Annotated in this window: 8 protein-coding genes and 1 tRNA gene; 7 read left to right on the top strand and 2 right to left on the bottom strand. The window is 44.7% G+C overall.

Annotation, left to right across the window (positions count from 1 at the left end):
* Positions 1–72: 72 nt before the first annotated feature.
* The 3 genes from MHI06_RS23405 to MHI06_RS23395 all read left to right on the top strand — a co-directional run bounded on the left by MHI06_RS23405 (position 73) and on the right by MHI06_RS23395 (position 7,288).
* The gene (locus tag MHI06_RS23405; RefSeq protein ID WP_340399260.1) at positions 73–1,932 is read left to right on the top strand and encodes a beta-glucoside-specific PTS transporter subunit IIABC; all 1,860 of its coding nucleotides are present in this window, start codon (positions 73–75) and stop codon (positions 1,930–1,932) included.
* 256 nt (positions 1,933–2,188) lie between these two features.
* Positions 2,189–2,962, top strand: coding sequence for a class I SAM-dependent methyltransferase (locus tag MHI06_RS23400; protein WP_169480468.1), 774 nt, complete (start codon positions 2,189–2,191; stop codon positions 2,960–2,962).
* Between the two features lie 378 nt (positions 2,963–3,340).
* On the top strand, positions 3,341–7,288 hold the full coding sequence (locus tag MHI06_RS23395) for a S8 family serine peptidase (protein ID WP_340399259.1): 3,948 nt from the start codon (positions 3,341–3,343) through the stop codon (positions 7,286–7,288).
* 124 nt (positions 7,289–7,412) lie between these two features.
* On the opposite strand, the gene MHI06_RS23390 is transcribed toward MHI06_RS23395, so the two are convergent.
* Together MHI06_RS23390 and MHI06_RS23385 are read right to left on the bottom strand one after the other, a co-directional pair.
* Positions 7,413–8,642: an MFS transporter gene (locus MHI06_RS23390; RefSeq protein ID WP_340399258.1), complete on the bottom strand. Its 1,230-nt coding sequence runs from the start codon at positions 8,640–8,642 to the stop codon at positions 7,413–7,415.
* Positions 8,643–8,936: 294 nt separating this feature from the next.
* A tRNA-Arg gene (locus MHI06_RS23385) sits at positions 8,937–9,010 on the bottom strand.
* 327 nt (positions 9,011–9,337) lie between these two features.
* On the opposite strand from MHI06_RS23385, the gene MHI06_RS23380 reads away from it, so the two are divergent.
* The 4 genes from MHI06_RS23380 to clpX all read left to right on the top strand — a co-directional run bounded on the left by MHI06_RS23380 (position 9,338) and on the right by clpX (position 13,892).
* Positions 9,338–10,177 (top strand): hypothetical protein, encoded by an 840-nt coding sequence (locus MHI06_RS23380; RefSeq protein ID WP_340402175.1) that lies wholly within the window; start codon positions 9,338–9,340, stop codon positions 10,175–10,177.
* A 138-nt stretch (positions 10,178–10,315) separates the two neighbouring features.
* Positions 10,316–11,656: a trigger factor gene (tig, locus tag MHI06_RS23375; protein ID WP_169480465.1), complete on the top strand. Its 1,341-nt coding sequence runs from the start codon at positions 10,316–10,318 to the stop codon at positions 11,654–11,656.
* A gap of 379 nt (positions 11,657–12,035) precedes the next feature.
* Positions 12,036–12,626 (top strand): ATP-dependent Clp endopeptidase proteolytic subunit ClpP, encoded by a 591-nt coding sequence (gene clpP, locus MHI06_RS23370; RefSeq protein WP_169480464.1) that lies wholly within the window; start codon positions 12,036–12,038, stop codon positions 12,624–12,626.
* 12 nt (positions 12,627–12,638) lie between these two features.
* Positions 12,639–13,892 carry an ATP-dependent protease ATP-binding subunit ClpX gene (gene clpX / locus MHI06_RS23365; protein ID WP_062837817.1) on the top strand — a complete coding sequence of 418 codons (1,254 nt, stop codon included), beginning with the start codon at positions 12,639–12,641 and terminating at the stop codon, positions 13,890–13,892.
* Positions 13,893–14,009 lie beyond the last annotated feature (117 nt).

Genomic DNA, 14,009 nt, shown 5'->3' with positions numbered 1-14,009 from the left:
TCTAAACTACAGTAACTTGTGAACCTGAGACTATAAGATGCAAGACAACAAACTATAAGAGGAGTTCTGAGCATGAGCGATCCAAAATTATCTTCAAAAATTATCACTCTCGTTGGCGGGGAAGCCAACGTCAATTCGGTTTTCCATTGTGCTACTCGCCTTCGATTTAAGTTGAGAGATCGTGATAAAGCTGATAAAGCTGCTTTGGAATCCACTCCAGGCGTTATTACAGTTGTTGAGAGTAGCGGACAGTTTCAAGTAGTCATTGGTAATGACGTCGGTAAGGTCTATGATCAGATCATGGAGGAAACGGGTTTGGGGAACACGGATATGAATTCGAGCAAGTCTGACAAATCGTCAGAAAAAACAAATGCACTCGGCAAAGCTGTGGATATTATCTCAAGTATTTTCTCTCCGATTCTTGGGGCCTTGGTGGGAGCGGGGGTATTAAAAGGTTTACTGACACTTATTGTGTCATTGAACTGGATCGATCAAGCTGGTGGCACATATCTGATTTTGAATGCTGCTTCTGATAGCGTGTTCTATTTTCTTCCTGTATTCCTTTCAATAACAGCAGCACGCAAATTCAAGGCTAATGTTTTTGTAGCAGTGGCGGTGGCAGGGGCACTTGTATATCCTACAATCGTTACCGCTGTTAGCGGAACAGAGAATCTTAATTTTTTGGGGATACCGATTATTCTGGTTAGCTATACTTCCAGTGTAATTCCAATAATATTGGCTGTATGGGCACAATCCTATGTTGAGAAATGGTTCAACTCATTGATTCACCAGTCGCTTAGAAACATTTTGGTTCCGATGCTGTCTCTACTCATCATTATTCCATTAACGTTTCTTGCCTTCGGACCTGTAGGAAACCTGATTAGTGAGGGACTGGCAGTTGTGTATACCTGGACTTACAATTTAAGTCCTCTCTTAGCAGGATCAATCGCGGGGGCCTTCTGGCAAGTTTTTGTTATCTTCGGTGTTCACTGGGGATTTGTCCCCGTTATGCTTAGTAACATAGCTACTATTGGTTATGATACGATGTTGCCGATGCTGAGTGCTGCAGTTATTGCTCAAGTAGGCGCAGGTTTTGGTGTATTCTTGAAAACCAAAAATGTTCAATTGAAGGCTGTGGCGGGTTCCAGCACACTGGCTGCTGTATTTGGGATTACAGAGCCTACGATCTACGGCGTAACGTTAAAACTGAAAAAACCTTTCATATATGCTTGTATTGCGGGGGCTGTTGGCGGAGCTATTATCGGTATGGGTGGAGCAGAGGCGGTTGCATTCGTCCTGCCTGGACTGTTGGCGCTACCTACTGTAACCAGCGGATTCTTATCTCTAGTAATTGGTTTACTGGTTTCTCTTGTACTTTCCATTATTCTTGTTTATGTATTTGGATTTGAAGATCCGGAGCCAGAGACTCAAACTGCATCGGAAACGACACCGGTAAAAGCAGGAGCTACCCAAGTGAAAAAAGAAATCATGTACAGTCCCTTACAAGGTAAAGTACAAGCATTAGAAACGCTACCGGATGAAGCCTTTGCCTCAGGTGCCATGGGGCAGGGGATCTTAATTGAACCATCAGAAGGAAGATTGACTTCACCGGTGAATGGAACAATTACGACAGTCTTTCCAACGGGACATGCCATTGGTATAACGTCGGATGAAGGTGCAGAAATTCTGATTCATGTCGGTGTAAATACTGTACGACTCAAAGGAAAACATTTTGAGAAGCAGGTTCAGGAGGGAGATCGTGTAGAACGAGGACAACTTCTGTTATTATTTGATATCGAGCAGATTAAGGCTGCGGGTTATATTACAACAACTCCAGTTATTTTAACAAATTCCTACAAATACCTGGATGTTTTGAAAACCGCTGAAGCAGAAGTGAAGAATGAAGATTACCTGATGACAGTGATTGCCTAAGCCGTTGGATGAGTGATTGTTTTGCATAAAACGGAGGATCGACTTTTGATCAACAAGGTTTAGGTTGAAAGGATTAAGAGCTCCCCTCGGGGAGCTTTTTTATCTAGCTATTATATACCTCGATCTGATTAAGAAAGGAGATTACTCATATAACTCATAGGATTATCCTATCAATTGAATAGATTATATATATTTAAACAATAAACAAATCTGTGTAACAATGTGGTTATCAACGAAGAAAGCGGCGGTGGTATCCATGAAATCATTAAATCAATGGCAGGCAGATGAGTATGACAACAAACTGGCTTTTGTATCCGGATACGGCAAAAACCTGATCTCATGGCTTCAACCCCGGAAAGGGGAATACATCCTTGATCTGGGTTGCGGGACTGGGGATTTGACGTATGAAATTTCTCTGGCGGAAGCTGAGGTTATTGGCATGGATGCATCTCCGGACATGATTCGCCGTGCGAGGGAGAAATTCCCCCATATTGAATTCGTGGAAGGAGATGGTCATCAGTATGAGACGATTAGACCCTATGATGCCGTCTTTTCCAATGCGGCACTGCACTGGATGCGGAATCCGCAGCTTGTTGTAGATAACATCTGGAAGTCTCTGAAGCCCGGAGGGCGTTTTGTCGCAGAATTCGGCGGTAAAGGGAACGTGCAGATCATTGTGGATGCACTAGAGGAGGTCGTGGAACGTAACACGGGCATTCGTGCACCAGAACGAAATCCTTGGTATTTCCCTTCGATCGGAGAATATAGCTATATTTTGGAACAAAGTGGGTTTGTGGTACGACAGGCCTATCACTACGACCGTCCTACCAGACTGGCAGATGGTGAGCAAGGTATAGTAGGCTGGTTGACTCATTTTGGAGGCGACTATTTTGCAGGTTTCAGCCATGATGAGATACAAAAAATATGCCATGAAACGAGTCGGATCGTGATGCCTCATCTTTGGAAAGAAGATGCGATGTATGCCGATTACAAGCGTCTGCGTATTGAAGCTGTGAAGCCGGAAAGTTAAGTTTGTTATCTTTTTATTGTTGTTAAAAGAAATATGTTAGTCTTTTTTATGAAAATAATCCTCCACATGTAGACCGAGAAACTCTTTCTGATAAAGAGGATCTGGGTCTTTTTTTGATACACTATTTTAAAAATAAAATATTAAAACGACAAATAATTACAAATGGATATTTTTATCATACTCAAGACCCATATAAGTAATTTCTATATCATATTTGTAAGTATTTAGAAGGAAAGTGTGGTATTTTGATAGAATAATTTACCAAGGGTCAATCTTCTTGCAGATAGGTGGTGAAATTGAGCAGGTATTGCAGTACGTGCGAACAGCAGGAACCCATCATTTGGTGAGGTACTCACATTTAAAAGGAGGGGCATAGCCTTGAGCAAACGATTGATATCCACGTTATTAAGTGTTCTGATGGTCTTTTCTATTATTCTTCCAGCGGCTGGAGCCGCTCCCGGAGATTCAGTTATTCAGCTTGAGAACCTACCAAGTACAGCCGAAGCCAAACAATGGAGAGAGATTCTTGCAGGACGGGAAGCAAAACTTGCCGCAGATCCATTTTTGGATAAGAGCTTGGAAGGCCTGGGTGGAGAAAACACCCGAGTTATCGTTGAGCTTTCGAATAAACCTGTTGCAGTAGCGCAAGGTGAATCAACCCTCTCAGGAAAATCATTTACCTCCTCTATGGAAACAAAGGCTGTGACTCAAGTTGAGCAACAACAACAGTCATTTGTACATAGCCTCACTCAGAAGAAAATCAAACATGAAGTATTGGAAGAGTATGCATATGCTCTGAATGGTGTAGCCATTGAGATTAAAGGAAACCAAGTGGGACAATTGCTTCAGATCCCAGGCGTGGTCAGCGTATATCCTGACCTTGAAGTTACAATAGCTCCCGAGACAGATGAAGTGAACCCGTATATGAAAGACACAGCGCCTTTTATTGGTGCACCTGAAGTATGGGATCTGGGTTACAAAGGAAATGGCGTCAAAGTAGGTGTCATTGATACAGGGATTGACTATGAACATCCTAATCTACAGCCAGCCTATAAGGGTGGATGGGATTTTGTTGATAATGATAGCGATCCGTATGAAGCAACATATCAAGAATGGAAAGGTTCAGGTGAACCTGAGTTTAACGCCAATGGAAGTGCCTATTATACATCCCATGGTACGCACGTAGCTGGTACCATTGCTGCTCGTGAAGCAGGGGACTATGGCATTGTTGGTGTTGCTCCTGAAGCAGATATTTATGCTTACCGTGTACTTGGACCGTACGGTAGTGGTCAAACGTCATGGGTACTCGGCGGGATTGATCGTTCTGTTGAAGATGGCATGGACGTAATCAACCTCTCGTTGGGTAACTCCGCCAACGATCCAAGTTATGTTACTTCGGTTGCCCTTAACAATGCTATGTTGTCCGGTGTGACAGCAGTTGTAGCAAGTGGTAACAGTGGACCTAACCGTTATACACTCGGTTCTCCGGGTGCATCTGCCATGGCCATTACCGTAGGTAACTCTACAGGTCCTAGCCAGCTTATTACAGCAGATACTCACTTCTGGATTGGTGAAGAAGGCGAAGAAACGTTGCCTGAACAACAACCGGTGCCAGAGGTTGAACAATCTCCTGAACTGGGGACAGCACCTGGAACAGAAGCACCTGAAGTTTCAGAACAAGGCGTACCGGCAACTGCTACTGAAGAAAGTGCTGCAGCAGTGGAAGACGTAGTTTCTGAAGAAGCTGTGGAAGAAGCTACAACAGAAGAAAATACGCCATCTGCATCACCATCTGCACCAGTTGAAGTTTCTCCTGAAGCTGCTCCTGTGGAAGAAGAGTCTGTGATTGCTCCGACTGAAGCTCCACTGTCTATCACAGAGTCGGTTTACCGTCTGGATCTGATGGGCTGGAGCCTGTCAGCAGATCCTGAAACTGTTTTGACAGGGAAATTTGGACTTGAATATGCAGCACTGGGTAAACCAACTGATTTTGAAGGAAAGGATTTTACAGGTAAAGTAACATTGATTCAGCGGGGTGAACTCGCATTTGTAGAGAAAATCGCCAATGCCAAAGCGGCTGGAGCCGTGGCTGTTATTGTATATAACAACATTCCGGGTCCGATCGGTGTAAGTCTGGGCGATAACTTTGAACTCATTCCGACATTGAGCATGTCCAAGGAAGATGGGGATGTGATCAAGGCTGAACTGGACGTAGGACAAGCCGTTGAAGTGAGCTTTAGTGATTTTGAACGTTCCCAAACTCCGGGCGATGAAATGAATTCATCCAGTTCACGTGGACCTGCTAAGGTCACGCTGGACATCAAACCGGATATTGTTGCACCAGGTACAAGCATTCTGTCTACGATTCCTGCCTACGGCAAGGATGAGCCAGACGCAGATTACGCACAAGCTTATGATCGTAAAACAGGTACAAGTATGGCTACACCTCATGTAGCAGGTTTGATTGCGCTGTTGATTGAGAAGCATCCCGACTGGACGCCATTTGATATCAAAGTAGCGCTCATGAACAATAGTAAAGTGCTGGATACGACCAAGTTTGATGTATTTGATCAAGGTGCGGGCCGTATTCAGGCTGTGAACACTATTGATCCTGCTGCTTTGGTGAAAGTGCTTGATGTTACTCAATACACAGAGAGTGGCTCTGTTGTTGAAAAGGAAAATATCACCGGAAGCATCAACTACGGTAATTTCCTGAGTACAGACGAAAAGACGATTACCAAAACGATCAAAGTTGAAGCGCTGAATGGTAGCGGTGGAGATTACACCGTAAATGTGAATCCGACTCGTAATGTCGCTGGCGTATCCGTTGCCGTAGACAAGAGTTCGTTCACACTGAATGGTGAGGAAGAACTTGCAGTGACAATCACCGTTCCACGAGGGGTTACTGGGGTCACAGAAGCCCAAGGATACATTGAGTTGTCGAACGGAACCAATACCTTTACAGTGCCATATGTTGCTCATTTCAACGTTACGTTGAGTGGAGTGAAATATATTGAGACGGTAAAAGGTACTGAAAAAAATCCGTTCCACTATCCATTGAAAGCTGATGGTACATTGGATACGCTGAATGTTGCGATGGAATTCTATAATCCGATGACTTTTGCCCTGATTGAGATTTATGATGGTCTTAACCCAGAAGGTGGATATTATCAAGACGGTTATATCGGCTCCATTTTCGGTAACTATTTTAACTTTAGTGCAAATGCAAGATATAACCTTGCTTGGAACGGCACATATGCAGACTACACAACCGATGAAGTAACTGAGATTCCGGATGGTTTATACACCGTTGATATCACGACCATTGGTACGGACGGCAAAACATACAAGGAAGATACTTCTCCGTTCTTGGTGAAAAAGACAGCTCCTGCTGTAACTGCACCAGAAGCGTTGGAGTTCACAGTGGATGAATCTGCAGTCCTTAATGGTAGCGTGGAAGACTTGTACTTCCGTGTTGCCCCTGCGCTTGCCAGCGGATGGAATATTGCGTTTGATCCAGCAGCTTCCTTGGAAGCAACGTATGTTGTGAAAAAAGAAGATGGTTCGATTCAAAAAGAGGGTATTTTTGAAGTACAAGCAGATGGCACCTTCAGCCTTCCTTTGGAAGGGATCGAAGCGGGCGAATATGTTGTTGAACTTACGGTGAAAGACCAACAGGGGCTTTCGGGTACAGCTAATACGGCATTGAAATTGGAAGCTGTGGAGACCGAACCTGAAACTCCGGCTACCAAAGCACCAGGCACTCCAGTATTGTCACACAATAACTGGGTAGGCAACGGCCTGCCAGAAGGTTCTTATATCGTCACCATGAACCTGTGGTGGGGCGAGAACGCAACTAGCTACAAGTTATATGAGAACGGGGTTTTGGTTGATACGCAGAAGTTGACTTATAACGCGCCTTCCGCGCAGTCTGCTCAAACCAAGGTTACGGCCAAAGCCAATGGCACATATACTTACGTGGCCGAGCTAACGAACGACAAGGGAACAACGCGTAGTCAGACGTTGACTGTTCAGGTTACCAATGCAACGCCAGGCAAAGCAGTTCTCTCTCAGGATAACTGGGATGGCGACGGCAACTATAAGGTGACCATGAACCTGTGGTGGGGGACTAATGCCTCTGAGTACCGTCTCTATGAAAATGATGAGTTGATTGACACGCAAGAACTCCGTGCGGTTACACCTCTTGCTCAAAGTGCTGTGAGTACACTGTCCGGGAAAGCTTCGGGCACATATACGTATCGAGCTGAGTTAATTAACGCAGCCGGAGTTACCAGCACAGACACGATTACGGTAAAAGTGAAGTAAGCTCTTCCTCATTCAAGCTGATTAGTATAATGAAGGAATTGTTCTATGCACAAACGGCCTCCATCCTGATTTTGCAGGATGGAGGCCGTTTCATTTTGTTCTTTCTATTAAATGAATTGTATGACTACCCGATCATTCGATTCTTGCTGGCCTGGATACCTGCGATGAGTAAAGCGATGGCGAGAAGAACCTGTATCAGCAATGGAAGGGTCCACCCTTTTGTCCAGTCATGAAGCATGCCGAACAGTAGAGGTCCCACTGCCGCCAGCATATAACCGATTGATTGGCCCATACCGGACAGACTGGCAGCTTGTCTGGCATCTTTTGTGCGAAGGACGAAGAACATCGTCACCAGTCCAAACGAAGCGCCAGCACCTATTCCAGCCAACGTGACGCCGATGGTAACGAGTGAAGGGAGGCCGCTTAACAATAAAGCATACCCGACAATTAAAGATGAGCACGTTACCGTGGTTAGCACACGCTGGTCTTGTGTTCTGCCAGCAAGGATTGGAACGATAAAGGTAACGGGTACGCTAACCATCTGCATCAAGGAGAGCATCCAGCCTGCTGAGGTGGGGCTGAAGCCTTGTTCGGCGAGAATCTCGGGAAGCCAGGTAATCGTCGTATAGAAGATTAGAGATTGCAGACCCATAAATAATGTAATGAACCAAGCCAGGGATGATGTCCGTAGACGCACAGGTGTCCCTTCACTCTGGGTGGCCACATATAACATTCGCTGGCGTCCCGCAGCGACTTGGGGGAGCCACAGGAGAAGTGCCAATATGGATAACAAGGCCCACATGCCCAGAGAAGCGCGCCAACCGATGGAGGTTGCTCCTGCTACTGGCACACTCATGCCTGAGGCGATAGCGCCAAATATATTCATGGATACAGAGTATAGTCCGGTCACGATACCTACACGCAATGGGAAATCGCGTTTGATCAAACTGGGTAAAAGCACATTGCTTAACGCAATGCCACATCCCAATATTGCGGTTCCTGCATATAAGGCTAAGACAGAGGGCAATAAACGTAACGCCACCCCCAGAGTTACGATGACGATAGCGATCAGCAAGGCTGATTCAAGTCCTAAACGTTTCGCAAGACGTGGTGCAAAAGGAGAGACTGCTGCAAAAGCGAGTAAAGGAAGCGAGGTCAGAAGCCCTGCCATCGTATGACCGATACCTGTGTCGGACCGGATCATCTCCACAACGGGACCGGTTGCCGTGATCGGTGACCTCATGGTAGCAGCGATGACGATAATGCCTGCTAATAACAGGCCGAATCTTTTGGATGCGGAAGAATGTTCTTCTTCGGCTTGGATAGATGCGTGTTGCTGTATTGAAGATGACATGATAAAATCTCCTGTTTCCTAATGAGTTGATATGTATGGATTGTTACATTATCCACTCCGCAAGCATAACATTCTATGTCAATATCGAGCAATGAAATGGGTCAAACTCATCCTAGAACGCAAAAAAAACTTCCCGAAGGAAGTTTATTTTAATACGTCCCAGGAGGGATACTCTCCTTGCAGTCGAGACTGCGAAGTAGTGCTAACGAAGCGAATGCTCCGACGAACCATTGGGGTTCTCATCCCCAGAACGCAAAAAAAAAAAAGCCTCCCGAAGGAAGCTTTCTTTTAATACGTCCCAGGAGGGATTCGAACCCCCGACCGACGCCTTAGAAGGGCGTTGCTCTATCCAGCTGAGCTACTGAGACATGAATTTTTTCAAGCAAAATTGATTTTATCATATGCAAACAGGAATATCAAGCGTTTTATTTTAAACTATTTTTCGTATATGATATTTGGCGGCAGTAACGTTTTTTTCATTATATTTAAGGTTATGTTAGAATATCAGGAGAACTCAGAAAATAGATCGACAATCGTTTAAATATATACATCTATTTATGTTGATTCCGACTGGAGATTCAGGATATAGAGGAGGTGCTCCCATTAAGGAATCCACGACCCCGGAAACCGAGCACAACAACAATATTGTGCTGTTTCCTAAGACGCTGGACTATTACCAGATTCAATTGACAGTGATGCTTGAAAATGAACGGTATGGTGAAGCGATGAAATTGCTTCACTTTTTGCTGCAATGTCAGGGACAGGAAGAGCGCCACTATGATGAGTGGCGGGCCCTGCTCGAATGGCTTCAGGCTGCGTTCCCTCATTATGAAGAAACTTCACCTGCCGTTGATGAGGAACAGGAAGAGGAAGAGATCAGTGAGGAAGACATGGCGAGGCAGCATGCCCGTTTGAAGCTTGAACAGGATGATGGTTATGCTGATAAGATGCTTCGTACAGTAATGGAAGAACCGTTGTCTGAACAGACGATGCTGGCGTTGGAGCAACTGGCCTATCTTGATCTGCCGAAGATTGACGAGGCACTTACGAGTTGGTTAAAAGATAAGTCGCTTCACCCTTTGCTTCAGTTCCGGGTGCTGCAAACCTTGCGTCGTCGAGGTGTTCAAGGTATGATCCTGTTTACGAGAGGCGAAGAGCAGGTAGAGGTGGAGCTTGATACCGTGCCTCTTAAACCAGAGGAATTCCCGCTCCAAATCGTTCAGATTCTGGAACGAGTGGCAGATCAGACGGAGGTTCATGAACCTACGCTCTTTTATTTTGCCCAGGAACTGTGGATACAATATGTCATGGCGGTGTATGGAACCCGTGATTATGTATCGATGCTGGAAGAAAATGATTCCATGACAGATATATGGGCAGCAGCTCTACATATGACCGTTGCAGACAGTCTGGGTGGCTCGCATGATGAGGAAAATACGCGCTCAATGTATGCTGTGACAGGCGCGATGCGCTTTCGACTGGAGCAGGCTTATCGTTCGATGAAACAGTTTGTATCTGCTGGTTTGGACGGTTAAACGAGGCCGGAAACGTTTTCCTTAAACTGTATCAAGGGATTCCCCTTGAAAAAGAATCTAATCTTGTTTATACTAAAATGGTTATTTTGTACGTGATTGCCTACGTGAACATGTGAATTTTGGAGGGGAAAGTATACAATGAAAGCAACTTGGGAAAAGATAGAGAAGAACCTTGGGGTTCTTGAGGTTGAAGTGGATGCAGATCGTGTAACTGCAGCACTCGACAAAGCTTTTAATAAAGTGGTAAAACAAGCAAACGTACCTGGATTCCGTAAAGGTAAAGTACCACGTTCCATCTTCGAAGCACGTTTTGGTGTAGAGAGCCTTTATCAAGAAGCAATCGACATTTTGCTTCCTGAAGCCTATACAGAAGCAATCGACCAAACGGATATCTTCCCGGTTGATCGTCCTGACGTAGATGTTGAACAATTTGCTAAAGGAGAAACATTCAAGTTCAAAGCGAAAGTAACTGTGAAACCAGAAGTTACCCTGGGTGACTACAAAGGAATCGAAGTTGCTGTAGCAAAAGGTGAAGTAACTGACGCAGAAGTGACTGAAGAACTTGAGCGTCTTCAACAACGTCACGCTGAACTCGTTGTAATCGACGAAGGTTCCGCTGCAAACGGCGACGTTGCAGTAATCGACTTCGACGGTTCCGTTGATGGTGTACCTTTCGAAGGTGGACAAGCTGAGCGTTATTCCCTGGAACTGGGTTCCAACACATTTATCCCTGGATTTGAAGAGCAAGTTGTGGGTCTTTCCACAGGCGACTTCAAAGACGTAGAAGTGACTTTCCCAGAGAGCTACCATGCAGCAGAACTTGCTGGCAAACAAGCGGTATTCAAAGTGAAAATTCACGAAATCAAACGCAAACAGCTTCCTGCATTGGATGATGAGTTTGCTAAAGATGTTAGTGAATTCGACACACTGGAAGAGTACAAAGCTGACTTGAAAACACAATTGGAATCCCGTAAAGCTGACGAAGCCAAAGCTGCTCAAGAAAATGCAGTTGTAGAAAAAGTGGCTGAGAACGCTGAAGTGGACATTCCTTCTGCAATGGTAGAGAGCGAAGTACAGAACATGATGCGTGATTTCGACAACCGTCTGCGCAACCAAGGTATGAACCTTGAAATGTTCCTGAGCTTCTCCGGACAGACTCAAGCTGACCTGAGAGGACAAATGCAAGAAGATGCTTCCAAACGTGTTCGCAACAACCTGGTGCTTGAAGCTGTAGGTAAAGCGGAAAACATTGAAGTATCTGACGAAGAAGTGAATCAAGAACTCGAAAAAATGGCTGAATCTTACAAGCGTCCTGCTGATGAGATCCGTGGCATCCTCGAGGGTAATGGTTCCCTGGACAGCCTTCGTGATGAAGTTAAACTGCGTAAAACGATTGAGGTTCTCCTTGAGAACAGCACAGTTGTTGAGCCGGTTGAAGCTCCAGCTGAAGAAGTTGTTGCAGAAGCTGACGAAAAATAAGACAAGCTGTTATCAACTTGTCAGTTGAATAAACGATAAGGCACGTGAATTATTGCGTGCCTTATTTTTAAATTGCGACATCCATTTTATAGAAAATGAAGTAATAATATGGATGAGTACTAATTTTATTGATCCGTGTACAGTTTTTACATACCTATGACACTTCGTGCAAATAAAAAATCGCAATACGGCATAGGATGGCTTCAATTTGCACATACATAGAAAACATGGTTAAATATGATCAGGCAAAAAAGTAAACGAACTGATGTCTGATACCTCTTGTGAAAAATGACATTGTCACAGGAAAGTGTTAGAATGAATTTGGGTTTGCTTTACAGGTGGCCTATGTCTAATTACATGTAGAAAAGAGGTTGGTCTCATGAGTCTGGTGCCAATGGTTATAGAACAAACCAATCGAGGCGAGCGGTCTTACGATATATATTCGCGTTTGCTGAAGGATCGCATTATCTTTCTAACCAGTGCGATTGATGACGATGTAGCCAATCTTGTCATAGCACAGCTTTTGTTTTTGGCAGCCGACGATCCTGAAAAGGATATCAGCTTGTACATTAACTCACCTGGTGGTTCTGTCACTGCAGGGATGGGTATATACGATACGATGCAATATATCAAGCCGGATGTATCTACCATTTGCGTAGGGATGGCAGCAAGCATGGGTTCTTTATTGCTGACAGCCGGTGCACCTGGCAAGAGATATGCGCTGACGAACAGCGAAGTGATGATTCATCAGCCGCTCGGCGGCATTCAAGGACAGGCTGCGGATATTAAGATACACGCAGAATGGATTATTAAAACACGTCAGAAACTGAATCAAATATACGTCGATCGTACGGGTCAGTCTCTTGATAAAATTGAGCGGGATACAGACCGTGACTTCTTCATGAGCGCTGACGAAGCTAAGACGTACGGCATTATTGACCAGGTGCTCAGTAGACCGATCAATTCCTAAAGGGGTGGTTTCATGTTTAAATTTAACGATGAGAAAGGGCAACTGAAATGCTCTTTTTGCGGTAAATCTCAGGAACAGGTACGTAAGCTGGTCGCTGGACCAGGCGTGTACATTTGTGATGAATGTATCGAACTTTGCACCGAAATCGTTGAGGAAGAACTCGGTCATGATGAAGAAGTAGACCTCAAAGATATTCCAAAACCGAAAGAAATTCGTAATATCCTGGATCAATATGTTATTGGTCAGGAGCAAGCGAAGAAGTCATTGTCTGTTGCAGTGTATAATCACTACAAACGGATCAACACGCAAAGCAAGATTGAAGATGTTGAATTGTCGAAGAGTAACATTTTGCTGTTAGGACCTACGGGTTCTGGTAAAACGTTGCTTGCGCAAACGATGGCAAAAATCCTGAATGTACCTTTTGCTATTGCTGATGCTACTTCATTAACAGAAGCGGGTTATGTGGGTGAGGATGTAGAGAACATTCTGCTCAAGCTGATCCAAGCTGCTGATTATGATGTGGAAAAAGCAGAGCGTGGCATTATTTATATCGATGAGATTGATAAAGTAGCGCGTAAATCCGAAAACCCATCCATTACTCGTGATGTATCGGGTGAAGGTGTTCAACAGGCACTCTTGAAAATTCTTGAGGGAACCGTGGCTTCTGTACCACCACAAGGTGGTCGTAAACACCCTCATCAAGAATTCATTCAGATTGATACAACGAATATCCTGTTCATTTGCGGCGGTGCCTTTGATGGTCTGGAGCAAATGATCAAACGCCGGATCGGTAAAAAAGTCATTGGTTTCAATACCGTTGCTGAGCAACAAGATCTGAAACCAGGTGAATATCTGGGTATGGTATTGCCGGAAGACTTGCTGAAATTCGGTCTGATTCCGGAATTTGTAGGCCGTCTGCCAGTCATCTCCACTTTGGAGCCACTGGATGAAGATACGTTGGTACGGATTCTTTCCGAACCGAAAAACGCGCTTACCAAACAGTACCAAAAACTGCTTGAGCTGGACAATGTGAATCTGGTATTTGAACCAGCTGCATTGCTCGCGATTGCAAAAGAAGCAATCAAACGTAACACAGGTGCACGTGGTTTGCGTGCCATCATTGAAGGCATCATGCTTGAAATCATGTATGAAGTGCCTTCACGTGAAGATGTTACGAACTGTGTTATTACCGAAGAAGTCGTTGAGAAAAGAGTCGTGCCTGAACTAAGCCAATCGAAGGACGATAAGCAGGAAGAAAGCGCCTAATGAAAGCCTGAATCCTGTTTGAACTCTGAAATATAGACTTGTCAGTTCTCCACTTTGGCAGAAGGCGAATTCGTGTCTCTGTCAGGGTGGAGCTTTGACGTTGTGGGGAGAGAAATC

It is taken from the genome of Paenibacillus sp. FSL H8-0079 (assembly GCF_037991315.1).
Lineage (GTDB): Bacteria > Bacillota > Bacilli > Paenibacillales > Paenibacillaceae > Paenibacillus.
The sequence above is the reverse complement of the archived record's forward strand: the minus strand, read 5'-3'. Positions and strand labels throughout refer to the sequence as shown.

What these genes read in the sequence shown, in the direction of transcription:
- MHI06_RS23405 (WP_340399260.1), top strand. Translation starts at nt 73, where the DNA reads ATGAGCGATCCAAAATTATCTTCAAAAATTATCACTCTCGTTGGCGGG.
- MHI06_RS23400 (WP_169480468.1), top strand. Translation starts at nt 2,189, where the DNA reads ATGAAATCATTAAATCAATGGCAGGCAGATGAGTATGACAACAAACTG.
- MHI06_RS23390 (WP_340399258.1), bottom strand. Translation starts at nt 8,642, where the DNA reads ATGTCATCTTCAATACAGCAACACGCATCTATCCAAGCCGAAGAAGAA.
- MHI06_RS23380 (WP_340402175.1), top strand. Translation starts at nt 9,338, where the DNA reads ATGCTTGAAAATGAACGGTATGGTGAAGCGATGAAATTGCTTCACTTT.
- tig (WP_169480465.1), top strand. Translation starts at nt 10,316, where the DNA reads ATGAAAGCAACTTGGGAAAAGATAGAGAAGAACCTTGGGGTTCTTGAG.
- clpP (WP_169480464.1), top strand. Translation starts at nt 12,036, where the DNA reads ATGAGTCTGGTGCCAATGGTTATAGAACAAACCAATCGAGGCGAGCGG.
- clpX (WP_062837817.1), top strand. Translation starts at nt 12,639, where the DNA reads ATGTTTAAATTTAACGATGAGAAAGGGCAACTGAAATGCTCTTTTTGC.